Source organism: Natronincola peptidivorans, assembly GCF_900111615.1.
Taxonomy (GTDB): Bacteria; Bacillota; Clostridia; order Peptostreptococcales; family Natronincolaceae; genus Natronincola_A; species Natronincola_A peptidivorans.
This window is the reverse complement of sequence record NZ_FOHU01000001.1, coordinates 203,146-230,113: the sequence shown is the minus strand read 5'-3', so window position 1 is coordinate 230,113 and position 26,968 is coordinate 203,146. Positions and strand designations below refer to the sequence as shown.

28 protein-coding genes are annotated in these 26,968 nt (G+C 32.4%); all 28 read right to left on the bottom strand.

Features of this window, described 5'->3' with window-relative positions:
- Positions 1 to 14: 14 nt before the first annotated feature.
- The 28 genes from infB to BMX10_RS01055 all read right to left on the bottom strand — a co-directional run bounded on the left by infB (position 15) and on the right by BMX10_RS01055 (position 26,958).
- Positions 15 to 2,120 (bottom strand): translation initiation factor IF-2, encoded by a 2,106-nt coding sequence (infB, locus tag BMX10_RS01190; protein WP_090438049.1) that lies wholly within the window; start codon positions 2,118 to 2,120, stop codon positions 15 to 17.
- Between the two features lie 23 nt (positions 2,121 to 2,143).
- Positions 2,144 to 2,344 (bottom strand): L7Ae/L30e/S12e/Gadd45 family ribosomal protein, encoded by a 201-nt coding sequence (locus BMX10_RS18560; RefSeq protein WP_244272610.1) that lies wholly within the window; start codon positions 2,342 to 2,344, stop codon positions 2,144 to 2,146.
- 106 nt (positions 2,345 to 2,450) lie between these two features.
- Positions 2,451 to 2,714 carry an RNase P modulator RnpM gene (rnpM, locus tag BMX10_RS01180; protein WP_090438046.1) on the bottom strand — a complete coding sequence of 88 codons (264 nt, stop codon included), beginning with the start codon at positions 2,712 to 2,714 and terminating at the stop codon, positions 2,451 to 2,453.
- Between the two features lie 18 nt (positions 2,715 to 2,732).
- The gene (gene nusA, locus BMX10_RS01175) at positions 2,733 to 3,776 is read right to left on the bottom strand and encodes a transcription termination factor NusA (RefSeq protein ID WP_090438044.1); all 1,044 of its coding nucleotides are present in this window, start codon (positions 3,774 to 3,776) and stop codon (positions 2,733 to 2,735) included.
- A gap of 12 nt (positions 3,777 to 3,788) precedes the next feature.
- The gene (gene rimP, locus BMX10_RS01170) at positions 3,789 to 4,253 is read right to left on the bottom strand and encodes a ribosome maturation factor RimP (RefSeq protein ID WP_090438041.1); all 465 of its coding nucleotides are present in this window, start codon (positions 4,251 to 4,253) and stop codon (positions 3,789 to 3,791) included.
- 215 nt (positions 4,254 to 4,468) lie between these two features.
- The gene (locus BMX10_RS01165) at positions 4,469 to 8,791 is read right to left on the bottom strand and encodes a PolC-type DNA polymerase III (RefSeq protein WP_244272588.1); all 4,323 of its coding nucleotides are present in this window, start codon (positions 8,789 to 8,791) and stop codon (positions 4,469 to 4,471) included.
- 15 nt (positions 8,792 to 8,806) lie between these two features.
- The gene (locus tag BMX10_RS18555; protein ID WP_090438038.1) at positions 8,807 to 9,436 is read right to left on the bottom strand and encodes a glycosyltransferase family 2 protein; all 630 of its coding nucleotides are present in this window, start codon (positions 9,434 to 9,436) and stop codon (positions 8,807 to 8,809) included.
- Positions 9,437 to 9,451: 15 nt separating this feature from the next.
- Positions 9,452 to 10,498: a flavodoxin-dependent (E)-4-hydroxy-3-methylbut-2-enyl-diphosphate synthase gene (gene ispG, locus BMX10_RS18550; RefSeq protein ID WP_090438034.1), complete on the bottom strand. Its 1,047-nt coding sequence runs from the start codon at positions 10,496 to 10,498 to the stop codon at positions 9,452 to 9,454.
- A gap of 34 nt (positions 10,499 to 10,532) precedes the next feature.
- Positions 10,533 to 11,543, bottom strand: coding sequence for an RIP metalloprotease RseP (gene rseP, locus BMX10_RS01150; RefSeq protein WP_090438031.1), 1,011 nt, complete (start codon positions 11,541 to 11,543; stop codon positions 10,533 to 10,535).
- A gap of 12 nt (positions 11,544 to 11,555) precedes the next feature.
- Positions 11,556 to 12,701: a 1-deoxy-D-xylulose-5-phosphate reductoisomerase gene (locus BMX10_RS01145; RefSeq protein ID WP_090438028.1), complete on the bottom strand. Its 1,146-nt coding sequence runs from the start codon at positions 12,699 to 12,701 to the stop codon at positions 11,556 to 11,558.
- A 58-nt stretch (positions 12,702 to 12,759) separates the two neighbouring features.
- Positions 12,760 to 13,545, bottom strand: a complete 786-nt coding sequence (locus BMX10_RS01140; RefSeq protein ID WP_090438025.1) for a phosphatidate cytidylyltransferase — start codon at positions 13,543 to 13,545, stop codon at positions 12,760 to 12,762.
- A gap of 11 nt (positions 13,546 to 13,556) precedes the next feature.
- Positions 13,557 to 14,315, bottom strand: coding sequence for an isoprenyl transferase (locus BMX10_RS01135; protein ID WP_244272586.1), 759 nt, complete (start codon positions 14,313 to 14,315; stop codon positions 13,557 to 13,559).
- A 46-nt stretch (positions 14,316 to 14,361) separates the two neighbouring features.
- Positions 14,362 to 14,550 carry a PASTA domain-containing protein gene (locus BMX10_RS01130; protein ID WP_090438022.1) on the bottom strand — a complete coding sequence of 63 codons (189 nt, stop codon included), beginning with the start codon at positions 14,548 to 14,550 and terminating at the stop codon, positions 14,362 to 14,364.
- Positions 14,551 to 14,552: 2 nt separating this feature from the next.
- Positions 14,553 to 15,110, bottom strand: a complete 558-nt coding sequence (frr, locus tag BMX10_RS01125; protein WP_090438019.1) for a ribosome recycling factor — start codon at positions 15,108 to 15,110, stop codon at positions 14,553 to 14,555.
- 31 nt (positions 15,111 to 15,141) lie between these two features.
- Complete coding sequence (gene pyrH / locus BMX10_RS01120; protein ID WP_090438017.1) at positions 15,142 to 15,858, bottom strand: UMP kinase; 717 nt, start codon at positions 15,856 to 15,858, stop codon at positions 15,142 to 15,144.
- 167 nt (positions 15,859 to 16,025) lie between these two features.
- Positions 16,026 to 16,673, bottom strand: a complete 648-nt coding sequence (gene tsf, locus BMX10_RS01115) for a translation elongation factor Ts (RefSeq protein ID WP_090438014.1) — start codon at positions 16,671 to 16,673, stop codon at positions 16,026 to 16,028.
- Positions 16,674 to 16,761: 88 nt separating this feature from the next.
- Entirely contained in the window at positions 16,762 to 17,460 is a 699-nt protein-coding gene (gene rpsB, locus BMX10_RS01110) for a 30S ribosomal protein S2 (protein ID WP_090438011.1), read from the bottom strand.
- A gap of 187 nt (positions 17,461 to 17,647) precedes the next feature.
- Positions 17,648 to 18,118, bottom strand: coding sequence for a hypothetical protein (locus BMX10_RS01105; RefSeq protein ID WP_090438008.1), 471 nt, complete (start codon positions 18,116 to 18,118; stop codon positions 17,648 to 17,650).
- A 10-nt stretch (positions 18,119 to 18,128) separates the two neighbouring features.
- The gene (locus BMX10_RS01100; protein WP_090438005.1) at positions 18,129 to 18,599 is read right to left on the bottom strand and encodes a hypothetical protein; all 471 of its coding nucleotides are present in this window, start codon (positions 18,597 to 18,599) and stop codon (positions 18,129 to 18,131) included.
- Positions 18,600 to 18,619: 20 nt separating this feature from the next.
- A complete protein-coding gene (locus BMX10_RS01095; protein WP_090438002.1) occupies positions 18,620 to 18,940 on the bottom strand; it encodes a hypothetical protein in 321 nt (106 codons plus the stop codon).
- An 11-nt stretch (positions 18,941 to 18,951) separates the two neighbouring features.
- Positions 18,952 to 20,799, bottom strand: coding sequence for a FapA family protein (locus BMX10_RS01090; protein ID WP_090437999.1), 1,848 nt, complete (start codon positions 20,797 to 20,799; stop codon positions 18,952 to 18,954).
- Between the two features lie 35 nt (positions 20,800 to 20,834).
- Positions 20,835 to 21,566, bottom strand: coding sequence for a FliA/WhiG family RNA polymerase sigma factor (locus tag BMX10_RS01085; protein ID WP_090437996.1), 732 nt, complete (start codon positions 21,564 to 21,566; stop codon positions 20,835 to 20,837).
- Between the two features lie 27 nt (positions 21,567 to 21,593).
- A complete protein-coding gene (locus BMX10_RS01080) occupies positions 21,594 to 22,079 on the bottom strand; it encodes a chemotaxis protein CheD (protein WP_090437993.1) in 486 nt (161 codons plus the stop codon).
- The gene (locus tag BMX10_RS01075) at positions 22,080 to 22,694 is read right to left on the bottom strand and encodes a chemotaxis protein CheC (RefSeq protein ID WP_090437990.1); all 615 of its coding nucleotides are present in this window, start codon (positions 22,692 to 22,694) and stop codon (positions 22,080 to 22,082) included. It lies immediately after the preceding gene.
- A gap of 17 nt (positions 22,695 to 22,711) precedes the next feature.
- The gene (locus BMX10_RS01070) at positions 22,712 to 23,164 is read right to left on the bottom strand and encodes a chemotaxis protein CheW (protein ID WP_244272584.1); all 453 of its coding nucleotides are present in this window, start codon (positions 23,162 to 23,164) and stop codon (positions 22,712 to 22,714) included.
- Between the two features lie 15 nt (positions 23,165 to 23,179).
- Positions 23,180 to 25,216, bottom strand: coding sequence for a chemotaxis protein CheA (locus BMX10_RS01065; RefSeq protein WP_090437988.1), 2,037 nt, complete (start codon positions 25,214 to 25,216; stop codon positions 23,180 to 23,182).
- 4 nt (positions 25,217 to 25,220) lie between these two features.
- A complete protein-coding gene (locus BMX10_RS01060) occupies positions 25,221 to 26,306 on the bottom strand; it encodes a protein-glutamate methylesterase/protein-glutamine glutaminase (protein ID WP_280140720.1) in 1,086 nt (361 codons plus the stop codon).
- Between the two features lies 1 nt (position 26,307).
- Complete coding sequence (locus BMX10_RS01055) at positions 26,308 to 26,958, bottom strand: flagellar brake protein (RefSeq protein WP_170834627.1); 651 nt, start codon at positions 26,956 to 26,958, stop codon at positions 26,308 to 26,310.
- Positions 26,959 to 26,968: the final 10 nt, after the last annotated feature.

Here is a 26,968-nt window from a genome sequence, read left to right as displayed (position 1 = left end):
CATCCTTTCGTATTTTATCTTTTAATTTCCTGCATTTCATAAGCTTCAATAATGTCTCCTTCTTTCATATCGTTAAAGTTATCAATTCCAATACCGCATTCATATCCAGTGGCTACTTCTTTTGCATCATCTTTAAATCTTTTTAAAGAACCAATTTCTCCATCATGAATAACAATTCCATCTCGTACCAATCTAATTTTTGCATTTCTTAGTATTTTACCTTCAATAACATAGCATCCACCAATTGTCCCAACACCTGGCACCTTAAAAGTAGCCCTAACTTCTGCTTTCCCTAACTCTACTTCTTTAAACTCTGGATCTAACATTCCCTCAACGGCAGCTTGAATATCCTCTAAAGCATTATAGATAATTCTATAGGTCCTTACATCTACCTCTTCTTTTTTTGCTAAAGCAGTTGCACTTGATGTCGGTCTCACATTGAAACCTATAATAATAGCGTTAGATGCTGATGCCAGTAATACATCCGATTCAGTTATGGCACCTACTCCACCATGTATTGGTTTAATTATAACTTTTTCTATAGATAGCTTCTCTAAAGATTGCTTTACTGCCTCAACAGACCCTTGAACATCTGCTTTGATAATTAGATTTAGCTCTTTAATTGTCCCTTGTTGTACCTGACTATATAAAGCATCTAAAGAAATTTTTTGACTTTTTTTGATTTGCTCTTCTTTAATTTTATCTTTTCTTTTACTAACAATATCTCTAGCAGTTTTGTCATCATCAACAACCACCATCTGGTCTCCTGCCTCAGGAACTTCAGAAAAACCAGTTATTTCTACAGCTGTTGAAGGCATAGCTTGTTTTACACGCTTTCCTTTAGCATTTAACATAGCTCTTATTCTACCAAAGGTTAATCCAATAACTACAGAGTCCCCTATTTTTAAAGTTCCATTTTGTACAAGTACTGTAGCTACAGGACCTCTACCCTTATCAAGTTCCGCCTCGATTACAGTTCCAACAGCACTTCGATTGGGGTTTGCCTTTAATTCTTCCATTTCTGCTACTAATAAAATCATTTCTAATAAGGTATCTATATTTGTTCCTTCTAATGCTGAAACAGGGACACTGATAACATCTCCGCCCCATTCTTCTATAACAACACCACGATCAGCTAATTCTTGTTTAACCCTATCTGGATTTGCTCCAGGTTTATCTATTTTGTTAATTGCAACAATGATTGGCACTTCTGCTGCTTTAGCATGATTAATCGCTTCTATTGTTTGAGGCATAACCCCGTCATCAGCTGCTACTACTAAAATAGCTATATCTGTTACTTTTGCTCCTCTTGCTCTCATGGTTGTAAATGCCTCATGGCCTGGTGTATCTAAAAAAACTATTTTATTTCCATCTATTTCTACTTCAGAAGCACCTATATGCTGTGTGATACCTCCAGCTTCTTTTTCTGTAACACTTGTATTCCTAATAGCATCCAATAAAGATGTCTTTCCATGGTCCACGTGTCCCATTACTGTCACTACAGGGGGTCTTACTTTTAAATCTTTTTCATCATCTATAGGTATAGTTATTAAGTCATTGTCCTCTACTACTTCACTTATACTCTTTTCAATTTTTATCTCAAATTCAGTTGCTATTGCTTCAGCAGTTTCAAATTCAATTTCTTGATTTATAGATGCCATTACACCTAACTTTATTAGTTTGGCTATCACTTCATTTGGGTTTTTGTCAATTTTCTCTGAAAAGTTTTTCACTGTAATCTTATCTTCAATTTGTATCACTTGTTCACCTTTTTCTACCATAATATTGTGTCCTTCTTCCTTTGAAGCATTAGTTTTCTTTTTGCTTTTATTTTTTTTGTTGCTTTTTTCTATTTTATTGTTAGATTTTTTCTCAACATTTTTAGACGGTTTCTCAGGTTCTTTTTGAGGTTTTTCCTCTTGAGGTTTTTCCTTGGAATTATCAATGTTTCTATTCTCTTCATTTTCTGTAAATAATTCTAAAAGAAGCTTTGCTTCTTCATCTTCTAGAGTACTCATATGCGTTGAAACCTCAACTGATAACCCCTTTAATTTTTCAATCAATTCTTTACTACTAACACCTAATTGTTTTGCCAATTGATATACTCTCACCTTTGACAAAATAATCACCCCCTAATAATAATTTAAACATTATTGTCTAAATAACCTAAAAGTGTCGTCGCAAACTTCTTATCTTTAATAGCAATAACAGCTCTAGTTGATTTGCCAATGCATTGTCCTAATTCCTCTTTTGTAGCAATAACCCTTATAGGTACATTGTAGTAAGTAGATTTATCTAAAAAAGTTTTACGTGTATTGTCAGAAGCATCACCAGCAACAAGTATTAAATATAATCTTTTTTTTTAAGTTCTTTTTTGCAAGTTTCTTCTCCAGAAATAATCATTCCAGCCTTCATCCCTAGACCTAAAAGATTTGCAATATTACTTTTCACTATTCATCAATCTCCTTGATTAGTTTTTCGTACACAGCTTCTTCTATATCAGCTTTAAATGTTCTATTAAGTATTTTAGATTTTTTTGTTTTCTCAAAGCAATGTTTATTATTACAAATATACGCTCCTCTTCCATGAGCTTTTCCTGTAAGGTCTACATTAGTCTCGCCAAATTTATTATGAACAATTCTAATTAGTTCCTTCTTGCTTTTCATTTCATTGCATCCAATACATTTTCTTAAAGGTATTTTTTTTGTTTTCATAATAAATTTATCACCTCTCTACTCAGTAGACTTTGCTTGGCTTTCACTTTTTATATCTATTTTCCAACCTGTTAATTTTGCAGCTAACCTTGCATTTTGACCTTCTTTGCCAATAGCCAACGATAATTGATAATCAGGTACAATAACTTTTGCTGTTTTATTATCATTGTTTACTTCTGTAGAAACTACTTTAGCAGGGCTTAAAGAGCTGGCAATATATGCACTGGGGTCCTCACTGTATTTAATGATATCTATTTTTTCTCCTTTTAATTCATCAACAATAGCTTGAACTCTAGTGCCTTTTGGACCAACACAAGCTCCTACAGCATCTACATTTAAGTCCTTTGACTCTACTGCAATCTTTGTTCTAGAGCCAGCTTCTCTAGAGATACTTTTTATTTCAACAACCCCGTCATGGATTTCTGGAACCTCTAGCTCAAATAATCTTTTTATTAATCCTGGATGTGTTCTAGATACCAACACTTGAGGTCCCTTTGTCGTCTTTTTTACCTCAACAATATAGGATTTGATTCTATCTCCATGGTTATATTGTTCATTAGGCATTTGTTCTGTAGGCCCCAAAATAGCTTCTGTTTTTCCTAAATTAATATGTACTATTCCTTTTGCTAATCTAGCAACAGTTCCCGTAATAATATCTGACTCTCTATTAATAAACTCTTCGTATACTACGCCCCGCTCCGCCTCTCTAATTCGTTGTACTACTACTTGCTTCGCTGTTTGAGCTGCAATTCTTCCAAAATTTCTAGGTGTTACTTCTCTTTCAATGACATCATCAATTTCATAATTTCTACTTATTTCTTTAGCTTCTTCAAGGCTTATTTCTAATAATTCATCCTCAACCTGTTCTACTACTCTTTTTTGTGAATAAACATGAACTTCACCGGTTTCTCTATTTATTTCTATTTTTACATTTTGTGCCGAACCAAAATTTCTTTTATAGCTTGAAATTAAAGCAGCTTCTATAGCGTCAATCAATATATCTTTAGAAACACCTTTATCTTTTTGAATTTGTTCAAGAGCGTCAATAAACTCTACATTCATTTTATATACCCCCTAAAATTTTATAGCAAGCTTAGTAATGGCAACTTTCTCTTTAGGGATCTCTACTAAACCTACATTAGCAATATTCAATTTAATTACATTTTCATATAAACCTAATAGTTCACCTTCAAAGACTTTACTATTGTTTATTGGTTCATATAGTTTAACTTCTACAATTTCTCCTTTAAATTTATCAAAGTCACTAGCTTTTTTTAATGGTCTATCCAAGCCAGGTGAAGATATTTCTAGGAAATAGTTTTCTTCAATAGGATCTACTTCATCCAATTTATCACTAAGCTGCTCACTTGTCTTCTGACAATCATCCAGTGTAATACCGCCAGGTTTATCAATATACACTCTTAAATATCTATGGGGTCCTTCTTTTTTAAATTCAATATCCACTAATTCAAATCCTTCGTTTTGTAAGATTGGAGTGATTAACTCCTCAGTTACTTTTTCTATTTTTGCATTCCCCATTCAATTACCTCCCTTATATTTAGTTTTGATTTATTATACTTGTATATTTTGTAATTTAATTCATATTTATTCTTTATGTGCTTTCTTAATATGTTTTTCTCTATTTTTCTTTTACTTTCTTTATAATAAATAGGAAAGAGTGGGTGAACTCCCACTCTACAGAATAATCATATATTGTTACACTGAGTATACCATAAACTTCTTTCTCAAGCAAGTTAAAAGAGAGAAAGTTGGTTGGTATTAGGCAAATCGTCAATGCAACCGTGTTTAACTAATGTTTCAATCACAGTTTTTGTAACCCTTGTTCTTTCTCTCAGATCCTCAAGAGACAAAAATTCACCATTTTTTCTTGCAGTAACAATACTTTTGGCAGCATTTTGCCCAACTCCTTGTAATGACTTTAGTGGAGGTAAAAGCTTGTTATCAATAATAATAAACTTATCTGCATCGGATTTATATATATCTACAGGTAATAATTCAATATTTCTATAATACATTTCAAGTGCAACTTCTAAAACTGTTAAAAGGTTTTTTTCCTTTGCCGTCATCTTTTCAGCTATATTATTCCCCAAATTTTCTAATTCTATAATTTTATTCTTCACCACTTCTTTGCCTTTTGATATTAAATCAGCGTCGAAATCATCTGCCTTCATTGTAAAATATGTAGCATAAAAGGCTTCAGGGAAATGAACTTTAAAATATGCAATTCTAAAAGACATCATAACATAAGCTACAGCATGAGCTTTAGGAAACATATATTTAATCTTATTACATGAAGCAATGTACCATTGAGAAACATTATTATCCCTCATCAGCTCCTCATCTTCCGGAGTTAACCCTTTTCCCTTTCGTACATTTTCCATTATTTTAAATGCATTCTTAGCTGGCACTCCCTTTAGTATTAAGTAGTTCATAATATCATCTCTAGTGGAAATTACATCTTTTAACTCTGCGGTATTATTTCTTACTAGCTCCTGAGCATTGTTCAGCCATACGTCTGTTCCATGAGATAAGCCACTTATTCTAACAAGCTCTGCGAAGGTTTTAGGTTGCGTATCAACCAACATTTGTCTTACAAATTTTGTTCCAAACTCTGGAATGCCAAGAGTTCCTACTTGACACTTAAAATCTTGCGTATTGATATTTAACTCCTTTGTCGTTGTAAAAATACTCATAGTTTTTTCATCATCTAATGATATCATTTGTGCATTAATTTGTGTTATGTCCTCAAGCATTTTAATAATAGTTGGTACATCATGTCCAAGAATATCTAACTTTAATAATCTTCCACTTATGGCATGATAATCAAAATGTGTGATAATAACACCAGTGCTAGGATCATTAGCCGGATATTGGATAGGACAGAATTCATGAATATCCCTATTGCTGGGTACAATCATAACACCACCTGGATGCTGACCAGAGGTTCTTTTCACACCTGTACATCCAATAGTTAGACGATTTACCTCTGCTTGAGTGTAGTCCATTTGTTTGCCTTCTAAGTATTTTTTTACGAAGCCATAGGCTGTTTTATCAGCAATTGTACCTATGGTTCCAGCTCTAAAAACTTTTCCTTCTCCAAAAAGTTCCTCTGTATATTTATGGGCTTCACTTTGATATTCACCTGCAAAGTTTAAGTCAATATCTGGTTCTTTATCGCCTTCAAAGCCTAGAAAAACCTCAAATGGAATATCGTGTCCTTCCTTTGTTAGTTGATGATGACATTCAGGGCATTTTTTATCTGGCAAATCCGCTCCTGAGCCATAGGAACCATCGGTAATAAACTCAGAATATTTACATTCTGCACATACATAATGAGGCGGTAGAGGGTTTACTTCTGTTATGTCACTCATTGTGGCAGCAAATGATGAGCCCACAGACCCCCTTGAACCAACTAAATAACCGTCCTCCAACGATTTAGTAACTAGTTTTTGGGCAATAATATACATAACAGCATAACCATTATTAATAATAGCATTAACCTCTTTGTCTAATCTATTCTTTACTATGATGGGCAGAGGTTCCCCATAAATTTTACTAGCTTTTCCGTAACATAGTTTTCTTAGTTCTTCTTCAGAGCCCTCTATTTCAGGAGGAAAGGTTCCATCTGGTATTGGAAGCAATTCATCTATCATTTCATTAATTACATTAGGATTATCTACAACAACCTTTTTTGCAGTACTTTCTCCTAGATAACTAAATTCATGCAGCATCTCATGTGTTGTTTTAAAATATAACGGTGCTTGCTTATCTGCATCACTATAGCCTTGCCCTGCCATTAATATTCTTCTGCAATACTCATCATGTTGGTGTAAAAAGTGCACATCACCAGTTGCAACTACAGGAATATCAAATTCTTCTCCTAGTTCAATTATTCTAGTGTTTATTTTTTTAACATCTTCAAAACTATTTAAAATTCCTTTTTCAACAAGAAATTCATTGTTTTCTAACGGTTGTATTTCTAGATAATCATAATATTTAGCTATTTGTTCTATCATTTCACCAGGTAAATTATTAAGTAATGCCTGAAAGAGTTCCCCACCTTCACAAGCTGAACCAATAATAATCCCTTCCCTATAATGGTTTAATAAACTCTTGGGTATTCTTGGTTTTTTATAGAAATATTTTAAATGAGATTCGCTAACGATTTTATATAAATTTTTGAGACCTATTTCATTTTTTGCAAGTAAAATAATATGATATGTATCTAGCTTTTTAAAGTCCACCTTCTTTCCTAGAAATTGATTAATATCCTGTAAAGTATGAATGTCTTTATCCTTCATTAGATCAATAAATTTCATAAATATTTCTGCAGTAGCTTTTGCATCATCAACTGCTCTATGATGATTTTCTAACGTTACATTCAGTTCTTTTGCAATAGTATTAAGCTTATGTCTTTTTAAATGGCTCAATAAAATTCTTGATAGCTTTAGTGTATCTACAACTGGATTAATAAATTCATGCCCTAATTCATTGGCATTCACTCGAATAAACCCAACGTCAAAGGCTGCATTATGTGCTACCACACAGCTAGTACCGATAAAATCTAAAAATTTCGGTAATACTTCCTCTATAGTAGGTGCATTTTCTACCATTTCATTGTTAATACCTGTTATTTGTGTTATTTTTTCAGGTATTGGAATTTTAGGGTTAATTAAAGAAGAAAATTTGTCAATCACCTGTCTGTTTCTAATTTTAATTGCACCTATTTCTGTGATTTTATCTGTAGCATTGGATAGCCCAGTTGTTTCAATATCAAATACAATGTATTCATCTTCCAAAGAATAACTATCATTGGATATCTCTATCAACTTTTCTTCGTCGTTTACTATGTAGCCCTCCATACCATATATCACTTTAATTCCATACTTTTTAGAAGCCTCCATAGCTTCCGGGAAAGCTTGTACAACACCATGATCAGTAATGGCTATAGCTTTATGACCCCATTTTGAAGCCAATTGGATCAAATCTGATGTGTTGGAGATTCCATCCATCGATGACATTTGTGTATGCAAGTGTAGTTCCACTCTTTTAGTTTCTTCTAAATCTTTTCTTTCTTCTTTTGAGAGTAATAATAAATCTGAAGCTATTATTATGTTTTCCTTTAGGTATTTATCATAAACAATGTCTCCTTTTGCTTTAATGTATTGCCCTTTAGATACTAGATCCTTTAAAGGAGTCGATTGATTTTTTCCTTCAAAAATTTTCAATGTGATAGAGTTGGAAAAATCTGTAATATTTAATATGATCATGGTCTTTCCACTGTTTAAGGTTCTATGTTCTACATAAAATACTTCGCCTTCAATAATAGCTTTTTCTGTATCAATAGTAATTTCATTTATCTTTATAGGACTTCCAGTAAACTGCTTGCCTAATATAACCTTAGATCCGCCATGAACTGCTTTTCCATTATTAGTATGTCCTATATTTTTTTGTGTTTTTTGCAAGGCTGTAGTCTCTTTTTTAATTTTATCTGCAAATATATTATTCTCTTCTTGTTTTTGTTTTTCATAAGTTGATAAATCAAAAATAGGTCTATTGCTAGAAGTAATAACACATCTCATAGTGCATTTAAACTGATCTGCAAAATATTTTTCAATGGTTTTGTCTATTTTACGTTCTTTGGCTTTTTGAAAAATCATAGCTTCATCTACTTTAAGTGATAGCTTACTATTAACAATTTCCCAAGTCACTTTTTCTGCAACAGCTTTAACAGCTGGCATTTCTCTTTTTAGTAAAAATAAAATGTTATGCCAGGCGTTTGTAATCAAATCCTCTAAGGATTTGTACTGTAGCTCATAATTGATACTAACCTCAATATCCTTTACAATATTAATATTGCTTTTGAGTTCTTTTATAAAATATTGTAGCTCTTCTTCATCAACAATGCTTGAAGCTTTTATGCAAACAGCTATTTTCTTGCTTTTTTTATATAGTTTAACACCTTCCACAGTAGTATTTTGTAACGAAGCTACTGGTGTCAATCCAAGTTCTTTGGCAAAATCTTTTATTCTCATCTGTTTGTTTAAAGGATCCATATGGTTCCTCCTATTCTAGTTAACCCAATGTTTTAGTATATCCTTATACATTTTTAGTCTCCATACCATTCCTTTAGTGAGACCAAGCTTTTCTTCCTTCATAATATGACTTATATCTTCTAGTACTACATATTTTGTTTTGATATTATTTTTTCTTACATATTGAGATATAGCAATCTCTAAGCTGTACCCACTCATATTCAAGTCAATAATATCCTGTGCTAGCGATCTTTTAAAAGCTCTTTGTCCAGAAAGATCGGGTGCAAATTTTTGTGCTAAATCTGTAATAAATCTTCCAGAATGAAAAATCCCAACAGTCATTTCATAATCTTCTTTTAACAACGGTTCCAACAGGGATTCAATATGATGTGATTTCAATCCTACTAAATCTGCATCTATTAATAAAATAATATCTGCATCACAATCCTTTAACCCTATTTTAATTGCCTCAGCTTTACCCTTATTTTCTCTTAGTTGGATCCCATTTATATTGGAATACTCATTAATTACCAAGAAAGTATTATCTTCGGAACCATCATCAATTGCAATAATTTCTGTAACCAATTTTGATTTATAGATAGGTTCAATTACGTCCTTTATTCTGTTTTCTTCATTATAGGCAGGTATAATAGCAGATATTTTCATAAAAATGCTCCCTTGCTACATTTTTTCAATTTCTCTAAGTAGTGTGTTCACTATATCTTCTTCTAAAACTTTTCCTACTATTTTTCCTTTTTTAAATAATAATGCTGCATTAACTCCTCCAGCAATTCCTATATCCGCATCTTTAGCCTCTCCTGGACCATTTACCGCACAACCCATGATTGCAACCTTCAATGGTTTTTTGATATTTTCAAGTTTCTTTTCTATTTCCTGTGTTAAAGTAATTAGGTTAATATTGCATCTTCCACAAGTAGGACAGGAAATAATCGTGATTTCATTTTGAAGCATTCCTAATGATTTTAATATCTGCTTACCAACTCTCACTTCTTCTGTTGGCTCTCCTGTTAAAGAAACCCTTATTGTATCACCAATCCCCATTAAAAGGAGCGCTCCGATTCCTATGGAAGATTTAATTGTTCCTGTCCATGAAGTGCCTGCTTCTGTTATTCCTAGGTGTAATGGGTAGTTAATTACTTCTGCAATTTTCTTATAAGCTTCTATGGTTAAATATATGTCACTAGCCTTTAAAGAAACAACAATATTAGAAAAATTCATTTCTTCTAATATGGCTATGTGATTTAATGCACTTTCCACCATTCCGTCCGCAGAAGGATATCCATATTTCTCTAATATTTTTTTTTCTAAGGAGCCAGCATTTACACCTATTCTAATTTTAATATTTCTTTTCTGTGCTTCTTTCACTACTTCTTTTACTCTATTTTTATCTCCAATGTTGCCAGGATTTAGTCTTAATCCATCTACTCCTTGTTTAATTGATTCAAGAGCTAAACGATAATCAAAATGTATATCTGCAACAATAGGGATTGTAATTTGATTTTTTATTTCCTTTAATGCATGAGCTGCCTCTAGATTAGGGATTGCCACCCGAACAAGATCACATCCTGTTTCCTCTAAGGCTTTTATTTGTGTTATTGTTGCCTGTACATCTCTCGTATCAGTAGTTGTCATAGATTGAACTGATATGGGATTATTCCCACCGATAAGTACATCGCCACAATGCACTACCTTTGTCTTTTTTCTCAATTTCTATCACCCTTACATTATAGGTTTATTGGTTTTATCCGCTAAAAATAGTTAAGATATCTTTATAAGTAATAATAATCATTAACAGCATTAATAATGCTAAACCTACCATATGCACCATTGCTTCTTTTTCTGGGTCTACTGGTTTTCCTCTGAAGAATTCAAAAACTAAAAATAAAATTCTGCTGCCATCCAATGCTGGTATTGGCAATAGGTTTATTATACCTAAATTTATACTTATCAGTCCAGCTAAGTACAAGACATTATATAATCCATCTCGACTAGCCTGCCCAACTAAACTTATGATTCCCACTGGACCTACAACCTCTGCGTCAGTTGTTTGTCGTGTCAGTAAACCTCTGAAAAATCCAAACATTTCAGTGAAAATCATCTTTGTCTGAAGATAACTTCCTCTCATAGCTAATGTAAATGATTTCTCAGTGTGGGGGACTATTCCAATCATATATCGATTTGTTTCTTCTTCTATCTGTGGTGCTACTATTTTTTCAATTTTTTCATTACCTCTAACCAATCCTATCTTTAGAGTTACTCCTTCTGAATCGTTTATTTTTTGGACTAATTGCTCCCAATCATTTACTGCAGCATTATTAATCGATATGATCTCATCATTTTTTTGAATGCCTACTGATTCTGCAGGGGAATTCTCTATTACTTCTTCAATCGTTGTTGTAGGGGTTCCTGCAACATTATAAAATATAATAGCAAATAAAATCATAGCTAGAATAAAATTCATGAAAGGACCTGCAAAAATTACTGCTATTCTTTCTCCTACCGTCTTATTGCTAAAGCTTCTAAGATCATCAGAATTTTCATCTTCTCCCTCCATTTTTACATATCCACCAATGGGCAGCATTCTAACGGAGTAATCGGTCTCTCCTTTAGTATATTTTAACAGTCTAGGTCCCATACCAATGGCAAATTCATGGACTTTGATGCCTACCATTTTAGCAATGCTAAAATGCCCTAGTTCATGAAAAAAAACTAACAAACCAAAAACAAGAATAGCCGTAAGTGCTGTAAACATAATAACACCATCCTATCTTAATTCATCTAATAACCAACTTTTAACCCATTCTTCTAAAGCTAATAATTCTTCTACATTATTATAATGAAATGCATTGTGAGCTCCCATGATTTTTTCAATGTATTTTGCAATATCGTAGAACTTTATTTTATCTTTTAAATAGTAGTCTACTAAAACTTCGTTAGCAGTGTTTAATACGCAAGGCATTGTTCCTCCTATTTTCATGGCCGCATATGCAAGCTCTAGGCAAGGGAATCTTACAAAATCAGGTTCTTCGAAGGTTAAAGTATTATATCTTTTGAAATCTAGTTTCTTAACCTTTCCTTTAATTCTCTTTGGATAAGAAAGAGCATATTGAATTGGTAACTTCATATCAGGAACTCCTAATTGTCCAATGATAGAAGCATCTATTGTTTCTACCATAGAATGTATAACACTTTGGGGATGAATAACTACTTCTATTTTCTCCACATCTATGCCAAATAACCATCTTGCTTCGATTACTTCTAGACCTTTATTCATTAGTGTTGCTGAATCAATAGATATTTTTTTACCCATACTCCAATTAGGATGCTTTAATGCTTCTTTTGCTGCAGCGTTTTCTATATCTTGGTAACTCCAATTTCTAAAAGGCCCACCGGAAGCAGTTAGTATTATTTTAGCTATATTTTCATCAGTCTCACCCTGTATGCATTGAAAAATTGCTGAATGTTCACTATCTACAGGTATTATACTTACATTGTTTTTTTTGCATTCTTCTAAAACTAACTTGCCAGCAGCTACTAAAGTTTCTTTGTTAGCTAATCCTATGTCTATTTTATTTTTAATTGCAGCTATTGTAGGTAATACACCAATACTTCCAACTACTGAGTTTATTACCATGTGATTGTCCTGGTGACTAGCTACCTCTATAAGCCCTTCTACCCCATAATACACTTTTATTTTAGATGCTATTCTAGATGCTAGGATTTTTGCTTTAGCTTCATCAAAAACCGTTACAAGCTTTGGTTGAAATTCTTCAATTTGAAGCTCTAACTCATCTATATTATTCATAACAGCTAATCCTACTATTTTATACTTTTCTGGATGCTCTCTTGCAATTTCCAATGTTTGCTTTCCTATGGATCCAGTTGACCCTAAAATACTAATATTTTTCATTATGTATTCACCTCTACTCAATAAAATAAGCATTGCTTTTTTGCTATGCTTATCTTTTTTACACTTGCATGAATAAAACAAAGAAATAATAAACTGTTGGGGCTGTAAAAAGTATACTGTCAAACCTGTCTAACACACCGCCATGTCCTGGTATGATATTGCCAAAATCTTTAATTCCTACATATCTTTTTATTTGAGAAGCTGTCAAATCTCCTAGTTGTGAAATTATACTTCCTATAAGTCCTACTAATATCACCAATAAAATATCCTCTATTAAAAAAATGTATCCAAAAATACCACAGCAAATCATAGAACCCATTATTCCAGCGATTGCTCCCTCTACCGTCTTTTTAGGGCTAACGCTAGGGCATAGCTTTTTATTCCCAAAAAAGTATCCTCCAAAATATGCAAACGTATCTGTTGCCCATGCTATTATAAAGATTAACCAGATGATAAATGAATTATGTAGTTTATCCGTCAAAAGAATATGTCCTAAAAAAATTGTAACATAGACACATCCATATAATGTTATACTATTATCTAAGATAGTATATTTAGAATTGTATAATTGTATACCACTTAGTAAAAGAATAGCAGAAAATATAGAAAGTATAATTATTTTTCCATCCATGTCAGCATAAAACATCGATAGTATAATAATAGATAATCCATACCCAATACCCTTTAGAGGATTTAGTTTTTTAAAGATCATAGCCTGATAAAACTCATATAATCCTATTAAAGATACCACCATTGTACCTAGATATAATACAAGTCCACCTTGTAAAATAATAAATATTAAAAGAGGAATTCCAATAATACCACTAATTATTCTTTTTAACATGAAATTACCTCCTATATTCCACCGAATCGTCTTTGTCTTTTTTGAAAATCTTCTATTGCCTGTAATAAGTGTTTTCCAGTGAAATCTGGCCAGTGCACTTCAGTAAACCAGAGTTCTGAATAAGCACATTGCCATAAAAGAAAATTGCTCAACCTGTATTCACCGCTGGTCCTGATCAATAAATCTGGATCTGGTATATTGCTACTATCAAGATATGCATTTATTAATTTCTCATCAATATCATCTATTACTAATCCATCATTCAAAAATTCATTACAAATCTTTTTTACTGTCCTAGTAATTTCATCCCGCCCACCATAGTTTAGAGCTATATTTACGCATAACCCATTGTTATGCTCTGTTAACTCTTTAGCTTTATTTATTTCGTTTTGTACATCCTCTGGAAATTTTTTTATATTTCCTATTGTATTAATACGTACATTATTTTTGTGCAGTTCTTTCACTTCTTTTCTTAAGTATTCAATTAATAATTTCATTAAAGTTGATATTTCTTCCTGCGGCCTTTTCCAGTTTTCGGTTGAAAAAGCATAGATGGATAAATAGCTAATACCAATATTTGAGGAGGTTTCTATCACATCTCTTATAGCATCTACACCTGCTCTATGTCCTAATGCCCTTGGAAGCTTTCTTTTTTGTGCCCACCTACCATTTCCATCCATAATTATCGCAATATGTTTTGGAATTTTTTCTATATCGATATCAAATCCTTCAATTTTTTTAATACTACTCATGTCCTTTATCGCCCTCATAATGATAAAACCACCTTAACTATTTTTAAACCTCCTAAATGGAGGCTTAAAAATAAGATATTATCAATTCTATTGTGCTGCCTGGTAGATTTCTTACTTGTATGATCCTGGGAATCTTTTGCTTATCATGCTTTAAAGCAAGACTTTCTGTTATAGTATACTCTAATGAAGATGCTTTTAATATAGCTTCAGCATCCTTTAGTTTATATCCTAAAATATCTGGGATTACTGTCAATACTATACCTCCAATATTTCTTTTTCTTTATTTTCAGTCATGATATCAATTTGCTTAATAAATTTATCAGTAATTTTTTGCACTTCATCTTGTGCAGCTTTTAAATCGTCCTCAGTCAACTCTCCATCTTTTCCCATCTTTTTCAGGGTATCATTTGCATTTCTACGCTCATTTCTAATAGCTACTTTGCTATCTTCCCCTGTTCTTTTAACTATTTTTGTAAGGTCTTTTCTTCTATCCTCTGTTAGCTGAGGAATGTTCAATCTTATTACTTTACCATCATTAGAAGGATTAATACCTAAATCCGATTGTTGAATAGCCTTCTCAATAGTAGTCATTACAGACGGATCATAAGGTTGGATAGTAATTAGTCTTGGTTCTGGAGCAGTTATAGAAGCAATTTGCTTAATAGGTGTAATGGTTCCATAATAATCAATAGTAAGTCTGTCTAGCATTGAAGGATTGGCTCTTCCTGCCCTAATACTATTTAAGTCATCCTTTAAAACTTTTAAGGTTTTATTCATCTTATCCTCTAAATTATTATGTATTTCTAAATTCATATAATCTCCTCCTCTTTTATATAATATTTTTTTAAGTATCACTGTGAATATATGTTCCTATTTTTTCTCCATAAATAACTTTTAGAATATTCTCTGGTTCATCTAAGCTAAAAACCTTAATAGGTATCTTATTATCCATACATAATGAAGTAGCTGTTGAATCCATTACTTTTAACTCTAGCTTTAGAACATCTAAATAGGTTAATTCTTCAAATTTTATGGCATCATTATTCACATGTGGATCCTTATCATATACCGCATCTACCTTTTTTGCTAATAAAATAATATCCGCTTCGATCTCTGCAGCTCTTAATGCAGCTGTTGTATCCGTAGAAAAATATGGATTACCCGTCCCTGCAGCAAAAATAACAACTCTGTTTTTTTCTAAATGTCTTACAGCTCTACGTCTAATATATGGTTCAGCAATTTGTCTCATTTCAATGGCAGTTTGTACTCTAGTTACAATATCAGTATTTTCTAGAGCATCCTGTAACGCCAATCCATTTATAACCGTTGCCATCATTCCCATGTAATCAGCAGTTGTTCTATCCATCCCCTCCCCACTTCTTCCTCTCCAAAAGTTGCCTCCGCCAACAACAATTGCAACCTGTACACCTTCCTCAGTAACACTTTTGATTTGCTGAGCAATTTTATTTATTGTTTCTGTGTCTAGTCCAAAACCTTTTTTTCCTGCTAATGCCTCACCACTTAATTTTAACAGTACTCTTTTATATAGAGGTGTATTCATATAGTTGCCTCCAATCTAATTATTTCTACAACCAGCAAAAAAATCCTTTATTTTTAATATATAGTTTATACTAAAATCTACAATTTAAAACCTGTAGACTTATATGCCAATTCAACTTGCACAATTATTATTTTAAAAGAGAACACAAAAAGTGTTCTCTTTAAAGACTATTGTCCCATTTGCTTTGCTACTTCCTCTGCAAAATTTTCGGATTTTTTTTCTATCCCTTCTCCAACTTCAAATCTTACAAATCTTCTAACACTTATGTTTTCGCCTATTTTAGCAATTTTTTCAGTTAAAAGCTCACTCACTGTTATATCAGGATTCTTTACAAAAGGTTGTTCCAGTAGACATACTTCTTTATAGAACTTATCAATTCTACCTTCAACCATCTTCTCTACAATTTTTTCTGGTTTACCTTCATTTAGAGCTTGCTTCTTTAGAATATCTTTTTCTTTTTCAATCTCATCTTGTGGTACTTCTTCCCTGCTTACATATTGAGGATTTGAAGCTGCTATTTGCATAGCTACATCCTTAACAAAATCTTTAAACTCTTGGTTTTTAGCAACGAAATCTGTTTCAGAGTTTACTTCCACAAGAACGCCAATTCTACCACCATGTATGTAGGCTTCCACTAATCCTTCAGCTGCAATTCTACCTGCTTTTTTAGCAACGGCAGCAAGACCTTTCTCTCTTAATATTTCTACTGCCTTTTCCATATTTCCTTCTGCATCTGCTAAAGCTTTTTTACAATCCATCATACCTGCACCAGTTTTTTCTCTAATCTCTTTTACCATCGCTGCAGTAATATTCATTATAATAACGCCTCCCTATAATATTTTTAAAGGTAAGGGAGTAAGGGATAATCCCCCAAACCCTTACCTTATTATTGTTAAAACTAAACTATTCTTCAGTTTGGAATCCTTGCTTACCTTCTAGGACTGCATTTGCTATCGTTGCAGTAAGTAACTTTACTGCTCTAATGGCGTCATCATTCCCAGGGATTACCATGTCAACGTCATCAGGGTCACAATTAGTATCTACTATTGATACCACTGGTATTCCTAAAATATGAGCTTCTTTAATAGCAATTCTCTCTTTTCTGGGATCTACAACAAAAAGAGCACTTGGCATTTCTTTCATGTCTTTAATCCCGCCAAGAAACTTTTCTAGTCTTTCCATTTCAGCTCTAAGCTTAATTACTTCTTTTTTTGGAAGTACATCAAAAGTACCGTCCTCTTCCATTTTTTCTAACTCACGGAGACGATCAATACGATTTTTAATTGTGTTATAGTTAGTTAACATTCCACCTAACCATCTTTGATTTACAAAATACATGTCACATCTTTTTGCTTCTTCTTGTATTGCTTCTTGTGCTTGTTTTTTTGTACCCACAAATAATATGGTTTTTCCTTCAGATGCTAATTCCTTAATAAACTCGTAAGCTTCCTCTACTTTTTTTACTGTTTTTTGAAGATCGATAATATAAATCCCATTTCTTTCAGTAAAAATGTATTCTGCCATTTTAGGATTCCATCTTCTCGTTTGATGTCCAAAATGGACACCTGCTTCTAACAATTGTTTCATTGAAATTACTGACATTTTACTAATTACCTCCTCTAGTTTTTCCTCCACCTTATTCATTTCATCTTAGCACCAATTATGGCACCACTAAGATAATCATAAGATGTGTGTTTTATCACCTTTTGTATTCTAACACATCGTCGATTATTAATCAATATGTATTTTAAAAATCTATTATAATTATTGTCAATTAATGGAGTTTTTATTAGGGAATTTCTACTAATATTTTTAAAATATCTTCTAATGAACTATCTACTGGTATTTTCTTCTGTCCATATCTTAGGCGATGTATTACTCCTAGCTTATTAGCCATTTCAATAAAAGCTTCGCTACTACTTATAATTTTTTCATCCATCAATAATTCTGCGATTTCTTCGCTATTCATTCCTTTAGATATATAAATGCCATTGTATTCCTCTTGATTTCCCTTATTATTCTCCTCATTATCAAATAGATGTATATTCTCAGTTGAATTTTTTTGTTCTGTTCTTGTAGAATCAATACCTTCTGATTTATCATAATTTTTTTCATTTTGTACTATAGTTATAAAAGGATCTTCATCTATGTTGCTAGCACTATTCATAGGCTCTTGCCAAAATAATAAATTAATTATAGATGTAATAATCATACCTATCCCAATTCCTATAACCATGCTTGTCGCAGAGAATTGCTTCAATCACTTCACCTCATTTTACTAGTTTAACCACCATCTCTACTTCTCTTATACTTTTATTAAGCTCTCTTGCAATTTCCTCTAGGTTTTTATTCTGTTTAAAAAGGTTAATGATATCATTATTTTTCTTTAGAAATTTGTTGTAGTTTAAAAGGTGCTTAAAGTTATCATTATGATTATCGCTATGGTTTTCGTCATTAAAATCCTCATTATCTTTTACTTTCAGATCAATTAAGTCTTCAGTATGCTTCAACATATCTTTTAATTGACTAATTTCGTCATTAATTTTACTAATCTCCTTCATTGCTTTGTAGTTTTCATTTTTTACTAAACCTTCAAGTTTTTTAATGCTATCCTCATTAGAAAACGAAGATGCGTATTCATTGTTAATGCTATTATCTCTATTTTGTAATAGTATATATAAAGATATTATTACTACTATACTGCCAAATAATATAAAAATTATATTTATAGTCTGATTCATAGAACACCTCTTATTTTATATTAAACAAAAATATCAATTTTTCGTCCTCTTTTAGGATCAGATTCCATTTTTTCCTTATTTTTAGAGGATTTATTTTTCTTTTCTTTATTTTTGTGATTTTTGTGTTTTTTTGATTGCTGTTTATTTTGGTTATTTACTTTTTTTTCTTCTAAGTGTTCTGTATGCTGTATCTTATTTCTATTTCTTTCAATTTCATTTTTTTGATCATTCTGTAGAAATGTTGTTGTATCCTTAATTCTATTAAAATCATTTTGCTTTTCTTTTGATTGATGAATTGTATTATTATAAGTCAAATGAGAATCAATTGGTTTGATTGCCATATTATCACCACCTATTTTTCATAGGGACCAATAACAATATCTCCTTCTTTCCTATATAATGTTGTATGGGACAATTCGTCATACATATGTCTTACTGCATTTAAAATAGTGATCTTTGTTCCCGGATATAATTTGCCTGAGACATGTATTTTCCCTTTTGATGAACCTTCCATTTTTAATTCTAAATTTTTTAATTCATTGTTAAGATTAGTGTGCTTATTCTTTAAATACTCGAAAGTTTTCAAGGACTTAATTAAGATTTCCTCTTTGCTTTTAGGTAATTTACCATCTTTACTCATTTTGTTTAGAAGTTCTATCGTCTTTTTTAGGTTCATTAAATTCTTTTGAATTTCAGTTATTTCTACTTTAATTGCTTCGTATTTTGATTTATCATCGGGATCAATACCTACCTCTATTATGGTGACTGTTCCCATATGAGAACCTAGAGTTTGAGCTCTAATTTCTTCTCCTGCTCTAATTTGCCCCCCTACAATTAATCCTCTTTTTCCGCTTACAGTTACGTTTCCTTTTGCCGTTACATTGCTATGGAGTATACAGTCAGCCTCAATGTTGCCTAAGCATTTTATCTGGCTATTCTCAACATATTTAGAGATAAGATTCTCATTGCATTCTAAATATGCTTGATTATTACCCTGTACGCCTCTATTTAATACGATACTTCCCTTTGCTATAAGAGTAGCACCCTCTACTACACCATTGACTTCAATATCTCCATCAGCATCAACTGTAAAGCCTGACATAATATTCCCTTTTACTACTACTTTCCCATTAAATTTAATATTCCCTGTAGAATGATCAACATCTCCCGGTACTTCGTATACTTGACTTACTTCTAATTTATTGTCCCTAAAAAAAACTTGTCCATCAACAGCTGCATATATTTTCAAACCATCATCTTTTTCTAAAATATTTTTTCCTTTAATTATTTTAGCTGGTTTTCCTTTTAGGCAAGATATCTCTTCTCCTAAAACATTTTTCCCTGGAATTCCATCAGTTGGTTCAATGACCTCAATTAACAGTTGTCCTTTTTTGACATTGTTTATTAAATTCAGATGCTTAAAATCTACTGATCCATCTTCTAATAATTGTGGAGTATGCTGCTTATCAACATCAAAATGGTATACTAGTTTACCGTTCTCTCCATTTTGAGGTTTTTGCCCTTTAGCTATCAATATTTTATTATCGAAGGTTTTGCTTTGTATTATATTAGATATCATTGCTTCGTCAATTCCATAAATAACACCATGGTCAACTAGGATTTTTTTGGCTTCTTCTATAGAAATATCTTTTCCTCCTACAGCCTCTTTAATGGTTATATAAGCTTCTAGTTTATCTCTAGATACTTCTACAAGCGCCTCTCCGTCAATCAATTTTTCTTCTTGGTAAGGAGCTATTTTAAAAGGTTCTTTTATGTCTTCTTTTATACATTTATTAATTGCCTCTGTATCATATTCTTCTATTGATTTTTTTTCTAAATGATCTAATATGTTATTAACTTTCTCTTTATGAGTCAATGCTGTATTGTTGATAATGGTCAGATATATACCATCCTCTTGATAATCAATACTAAAAAAGTCTTCGTCTTTTAAGGGAGTTACTTCAATATTGTTTTCTATACTGTTTTCTACCTTGTCTAATACATCTGCTAATGCTTTGTCTATAACCTCACTTTTTATTGTAACTTTTAATTTGGTGTTGCTCTTGCCAAACAGAAATGCTTTTTTCTCTTCTAAAACCTCAATATCCACTTGAGATACTTGGACTTTCAATTGATCTAATCCTTTAGATAAAGCCTCTTCATAATTACTTCCTTCTACGATAACATATTCCTTTATCATAGTTCTCCCCCCCCCTTTTTTCTAGACTAGCGTACTTAAACATCTTTAATCTTCCCTTTTAATCTACTAATAGCCTTTGAATGCAACTGAGAAACCCTTGACTCTGAAATGCTTAATACTTCACCAATTTCTTTATAAGTCAACTCATTATAGTAGTATAAAGATATTACTTGCTTTTCTCTTTCAGGCAACTTTTCTATGCTATTTTGTAGTATCTGGTATAATTCTTCATGACAAACGATGTCTTCCGGTAAAGGTTGAGCTTCATGCCTTAAATAGTCAACTATGTTACTATCATACAGTTTTTCTTCTAACGAAATAATATTAAAGCTATTGGTCTGCTGTAAAATACTGTGTAATTCATTAATAGAAATGTTTAGTTCTCTTGCCACTTCAATGTCTTTAGCGTTTCTCCCTAGTTTATTTTCAAGCCTATTATAGGTCTCTTCAATACTTTTTGACTTCTGTCTTATAGATCTAGGAATCCAATCGAGGTTTCTTAATTGATCTATAATTGCTCCTCGTATACGTATTTGTGCGTAGGTTTCAAATTTTACTTTTTTCTCAATATCAAATTTTTCTATAGCATCTAGTAGACCAAAAATGCCATAGCTTACCAAATCATCATATTCGATACTTGAACCATAGGTATTATACAGCCTTCCTGCAATTACCTTTACTAATTCTATGTATTTCTCTATCAATTGATTTTTAGCCTCTGTATCATTATTAGCTTTATATTTTTGCCATAGGCTTTGATTTGCCATTAAAAATCCTCCTGGCTTGTATAATCCTTAAATTTCTTTAATCCCATACCCTATTGTTTTTACCAGCAACATACTTGTATCTGTGTATACTTCTATTGTTCTACCATGATTTCCTCCAGTATCTTCCGCTATTAAGGGAATCTTCAAGCCATCTAAAATTTCTTTTGTAGCGATGACATTTCTATAACCGATCTTCATAACATCACTATTTCCGCCGAAGGAAAACATCTGAGCGCCTCCTGCTATCTTGGCTACAATCCTGTTCCTACTGCCGCCTGCTTTCAGGAGCTCCTCAAGCAATATTTCAATTGCTGTATCTGCAAACTTAGCTTTGTTTGTATTGTTTTTTATCTGCTTACTATCAGGCAGCATAATATGCGCTAATCCAGCAATTTTTTCTTTTTGATCATATAGTGCTATACCTACACAGGAGCCTAATCCCAATGTTGTTAAAATTTGAGGAAATCTTACTATTTTTAAGTCAGCCATACCGACCTTTATAATATTTTGCATCTAATCATACACTCCTAAAGCATTTAATAAGGTACTATAGGACTCCGCATTTGGTATCAGAAAAAAGTTAGCCTTTACTAAATCATCGCCTTCTCTAAGTTTTGTTTCTATTAGTAGAACCTTATCGCTAACATATCCAAACTGAATTGCAGGTACACTAAGTATGGCCCCTGCCATGTCGATGCAAAGCGAAGGAATTGACAGGGAGATATTTAAGCCAGTAAGGGTTGATAGGGATGAAATATAGGACCCTGATAGAATATTGCCGATTTCCTGTAGTGCAGAGCGATCCATTTCATCTAATTCTTTTGAGCAATCTTCTCTACCCATAAGCATTCCAGTAAGCATTTTTGATGATTTAACATCTAATAAGAACATAATATTGCCAGTGATATCTCCACTAACATTAAAGTAAATACCAGCCACTACACTTTCTTCTCCACCTAGAATGCCTGCAACATCAGAATAGTCTAAAATTTTAACAGTTGGCACTTCCATGTCAATTTTTTTATCTATCATTTTAGCTAATGCTGTAGCTGCATTTCCTGCCCCTATATTACCCACTTCTCTTAAGACATCAAGATGCATATTGTTTAAGTCATCGACATTGAACATATATAATGCACCTCCTATTAACCTTCTTGATTGTGATAATATAATATTTTCATTGGGTCTAATATAATAATCATTCTTTCATTAACTTTTCCAATTCCTTTGATATATTCATCTTCTGAATAATTAATTAGACTATTGGTGTTGTCTATCTCTTCTTTTTCTATAGTCAATACCTCTGAGGAGCTATCCACTAATAAACCAATGGTCATTTCTTCTATTGTTAAAATAATAATACGAGATTCTTCTGATATTGCCTTGTCCTCTATATTAAACCTTGTTCTTAGGTCTATTACAGGGATAACCTCCCCTCTTAAATTAATAACTCCTTTAATGTAGTGGGGAGCATTAGGTAGTCTAGTAATTTCCACAACCCGCTCTATCGTTTCAACAAAGTTGATATCAATGCCATAATACTCTTCTTCTAGCTTAAATACAACATACTGATTTGTTGCTTCCATATAATTATCCAACCTCTTTCACCCCTTTTAGTAAAATGAATTCGTGTCTATAATTAATGCAACTGAACCGTTACCTAATATCGTTGCCCCTGCGATGCCTTTAATACTTGCAAGATACTTTCCTAGTGATTTTATCACTATTTCCTGTTGCCCAATTAACTCATCCACTACAATACCTGCCACTCTATCTCCTTTTTTTACAATTACTATGGTATATTCCTCTTGGTCTTCATTTATATTTGGTACCTTTAACAGATTAGCTAAACGCATAATGGGCAATGTAGCATTTCTAAATAGCACTACTTCATTTCCTTGCACCTTTCTAATGCTCTTAGAAGTTATTGTGGAGATTTCCTTTATATTATTTAATGGAATAGCATATTTTTCCTCACCCGTAACCACTAAAAGGGCTTGTATTATTGCTAAGGTCAAAGGAAGCCTTATAATAAATTTGCTGCCTTGTCCTTTAAAGGAATCTACTTCCACAGTTCCACCTAATGCTTCAATTTTAGTTTTTACAACATCTAGGCCTACCCCCCTACCAGATAAATCTGATATTTTATCTGCTGTACTAAAACCTGGGGCAAAAAGTAATTGTATGATTTCGTTATCCTCCATTAGTTGACTTTGTTGCAATGAAATAATGTTCTTTTCTATCGCCTTTCCTTTAACCTTTTCTATATCAATGCCCTTACCATCATCTTCCACTTCAATAACAACACTATTTCCGTCAGGATAAGCTGATAGTTTTACTGTGCCTTTTTTATCTTTGCTAGATCGCTCTCTAGTTTCCATATCTTCAATACCGTGGTCTATTGAATTTCTTATCAAATGAATAAGAGGATCTCCAATTTCGTCAATAACAGTTCTATCGACTTCAGTATCAGCTCCAGTCATAATTAATGAAATTTCTTTATTCAATTCTTTGGAAAGGTCTCTTACCATTCTTGGAAATCGGTTAAATACCCTTTCAATTGGAACCATTCTAACCTTCATAACTGCATCATGCAAGCTGGTGGTTATTCTTTCAAGGTGCTCAGTAGCTTCATTCATTCTTTGTCTTTTTTCTGAATCATCAATATCTTCCAGTCTTGTTTTGATAATAATTAATTCGCTAACTAAATTCATTAAATTATCTAGGCGATCAATGTCTACCCTCACAGTTTTCCCAGTTTTTGTTTTCTTAATGGCTACATCTTCATTAGCATCAGTTGCAGCCTTATTTACTGTCTGCTCACGATCTTCCAATTCACTGGTTAATTCGTCATCATTAGAAGGTGTAATAGCCAGTTTTCTATCTAATATATCTGCTATTTCAATCGATTCTATCTCAGATATATTATTCATTTCTGAAGCTATAAAGTCTTTAGAATTTTTTGAAACAATAATTAGTTCAAAATGAAAATCAAATTTTTCATCTTCTATGTCTTCAATACTTGGTGTAGATTGAATAACTTCTGCTATTTTTTCTAGGGTGTTAATAACGATATAGGCCCTAGCTGATTTAAGCATGCATTTTTTATCTAATGATACCTTCACCAAATACACATTATAGTTTTTTTCAGCAGCTCTCTTTATCGTACTATCTACGTATTCATTAACAATTATTTCCCTCTCCTGTTGTACTTCTACATCCAAATTCCCAGCATTACTGACCTCTGCCTTACTCCCATCATCTTCTTGGGCCTTCATTAGTTGTTGTAATTTTTCTATTAGGTCGGAAGATGAAAGACCACCTTCATTATTATGTTTTTCTATTTCGTTTACATATTTCTCCAACTCATCAAAACATTCAAACAATAAATCTATCACGTTATTACTTATTCTTATTTTACCATTTCTAATATCATCTAAGATATTTTCCATTTCATGTGTTAAGCTTGAGATATTACTAAATCCCATGGTTCCTGACATTCCCTTTAAAGTATGGGCAATCCTAAATATCTCATTCAATAAACTAATATCCTCGGGAGAGCTCTCCAACTTCATTAAAATATCATTCATGCTTTGTAAATTTTCTTTAGACTCCTCCATAAATATGTCTAAATATTGACTCATATCCATACTATTACACCCCCACTCTTTTTACTATAACATCCATTATTTTCTCTAATGGTGTCACTACATCTACAACCCCTGCTTTTAATGCACTTTTAGGCATTCCATATACAACACTGCTTTCTTCATCTTGAGCAACTATGTAGGCTTCTTTTTTTTCTTTTAAAACACTTAGACCTTTGGTCCCATCAGAACCCATTCCAGTCATAATAACAGCAGTAATATTTATATTGTTTTGTTTAGTTTTTGCTATAGATTGAAATAACACATCAGCTGATGGTCTATGTCCAGATACCGGTGGGTCTTGAGTCAATTCTATAAACAAGTCTTTAGAACTATCTTCTTTTATTCCTAGGTGATAATTACCCGGCGCTATGTATATGTGTGCAGGAAGTATTTTCTCTGAGTCCTCCGCTTCTTTCACTATAACATTAGAGATTCCATTTAATCTCTCTGCCAATGACTTTGTAAATCCAGGAGGCATATGCTGTACAACAAGGAAGCTGCCAGGAAAATTCTTAGGAACTAAAGGAATTATGTTTTGTAATGCTCTCGGTCCACCAGTTGAAATGCCAATTGCTATAATATTATCTCTTTCTTTTTGTCTAATGAGCCTACCCTTGTTGGCAAGGACAATACTTGGTTTTGGAGAGCTATTGAATGCTTTGCTGCAAGAGATAAGTTTTGCTTTATGAGCTCCTTTCACCTTCTGAATAATTTCTTTTTTCAAAATTTGTGAATTCACTGCAAATATATTTGTTGGTTTCTGAATAAAATCTATTGCCCCTAATTCTAATGCTTCCATTGTTAATTGTGCTCCATGATAGGTCAAACTACTTAGCATAACTACAGGCACTGGATGACTAATCATTATTTCTTTAAGAGCATCTAACCCATTCATAATTGGCATTTCTATATCCATGGTTACTACGTCAGGTTTTAATTCTTTTATAATCTCTATTGCTTTCTTGCCATTTTTTGCGTCTCCAATAACTTTAATACCGTCATCACTGTTTAGAATATCGCTTATAATTTTTCTCATAAAAGGGGAATCATCTACTACTACAACATTAACTGTTTTATCTTTTAATGTCACTTTACATCAGTCCTTTTTGCCTCAGTTCTCTTTGTTTTTTAAAGACAAAGGCAATAATTTCATTTCTTGTGCTATCAGTTATGTCCATATATTTGATCCCTAATTCAAATTCATTTGTAATAGGATCCTTTATACTTCTTATAACCTCTCCTACTAAAGTTGCTGACTCACTATCACTTAAAAATAATGTGCACTCGACTTTCTCCCCAGGTTTTAGTGATGTTTTTGTCGCTACCCTTAATCCTCCTCCGCTAATATCTTTTGTAAAGCCTTCGACAGCATTACTGCTATCTAAGCTCCTTATCATTACTTTCATCAACGTCTTAAGTCTAAAATATAACCTTCTTTGATTTTTTTCAGGATCTGATATTGGTTTAATGATATAAATAGGGATATTCATATCTACTCTCTGTAATACTTCTCCAGTAAAGCTAAATATTCCTTTTTCGTCACGATAAAACAAAATAATTATTTTTTGTCCTGTATGGAGAGGATACGATGCTCCCTGTTTTATTGGATTCGATATAAATAATTTATTATCCTTAATATCTGTCAATTGACTGGTGATAGTTCTTGATGTGATATTCATTCTTGACTTAAAAGGGTATATTTCGATTTTTTCTCCTATTTTCAATTCCGTCATTAGATTCATCGACACAATT

Coding starts and splice junctions, on each gene's coding strand:
- rnpM (WP_090438046.1), bottom strand. CDS start 2,714: ATGAAAACAAAAAAAATACCTTTAAGAAAATGTATTGGATGCAATGAA.
- nusA (WP_090438044.1), bottom strand. CDS start 3,776: ATGAATGTAGAGTTTATTGACGCTCTTGAACAAATTCAAAAAGATAAA.
- rimP (WP_090438041.1), bottom strand. CDS start 4,253: ATGGGGAATGCAAAAATAGAAAAAGTAACTGAGGAGTTAATCACTCCA.
- BMX10_RS01165 (WP_244272588.1), bottom strand. CDS start 8,791: ATGGATCCTTTAAACAAACAGATGAGAATAAAAGATTTTGCCAAAGAA.
- BMX10_RS18555 (WP_090438038.1), bottom strand. CDS start 9,436: ATGAAAATATCTGCTATTATACCTGCCTATAATGAAGAAAACAGAATA.
- rseP (WP_090438031.1), bottom strand. CDS start 11,543: ATGTTTACAGCACTTACGGCTATTCTTGTTTTTGGTTTGTTAGTTTTT.
- BMX10_RS01145 (WP_090438028.1), bottom strand. CDS start 12,701: ATGAAAAATATTAGTATTTTAGGGTCAACTGGATCCATAGGAAAGCAA.
- BMX10_RS01140 (WP_090438025.1), bottom strand. CDS start 13,545: ATGTTAAAAAGAATAATTAGTGGTATTATTGGAATTCCTCTTTTAATA.
- BMX10_RS01135 (WP_244272586.1), bottom strand. CDS start 14,315: ATGAGGGCGATAAAGGACATGAGTAGTATTAAAAAAATTGAAGGATTT.
- frr (WP_090438019.1), bottom strand. CDS start 15,110: ATGAATTTAGAAATACATAATAATTTAGAGGATAAGATGAATAAAACC.
- pyrH (WP_090438017.1), bottom strand. CDS start 15,858: ATGAATACACCTCTATATAAAAGAGTACTGTTAAAATTAAGTGGTGAG.
- tsf (WP_090438014.1), bottom strand. CDS start 16,673: ATGAATATTACTGCAGCGATGGTAAAAGAGATTAGAGAAAAAACTGGT.
- rpsB (WP_090438011.1), bottom strand. CDS start 17,460: ATGTCAGTAATTTCAATGAAACAATTGTTAGAAGCAGGTGTCCATTTT.
- BMX10_RS01100 (WP_090438005.1), bottom strand. CDS start 18,599: ATGAATCAGACTATAAATATAATTTTTATATTATTTGGCAGTATAGTA.
- BMX10_RS01095 (WP_090438002.1), bottom strand. CDS start 18,940: ATGGCAATCAAACCAATTGATTCTCATTTGACTTATAATAATACAATT.
- BMX10_RS01090 (WP_090437999.1), bottom strand. CDS start 20,799: ATGATAAAGGAATATGTTATCGTAGAAGGAAGTAATTATGAAGAGGCT.
- BMX10_RS01085 (WP_090437996.1), bottom strand. CDS start 21,566: ATGGCAAATCAAAGCCTATGGCAAAAATATAAAGCTAATAATGATACA.
- BMX10_RS01080 (WP_090437993.1), bottom strand. CDS start 22,079: ATGCAAAATATTATAAAGGTCGGTATGGCTGACTTAAAAATAGTAAGA.
- BMX10_RS01075 (WP_090437990.1), bottom strand. CDS start 22,694: ATGTTCAATGTCGATGACTTAAACAATATGCATCTTGATGTCTTAAGA.
- BMX10_RS01065 (WP_090437988.1), bottom strand. CDS start 25,216: ATGGATATGAGTCAATATTTAGACATATTTATGGAGGAGTCTAAAGAA.
- BMX10_RS01055 (WP_170834627.1), bottom strand. CDS start 26,958: ATGAATCTAATGACGGAATTGAAAATAGGAGAAAAAATCGAAATATAC.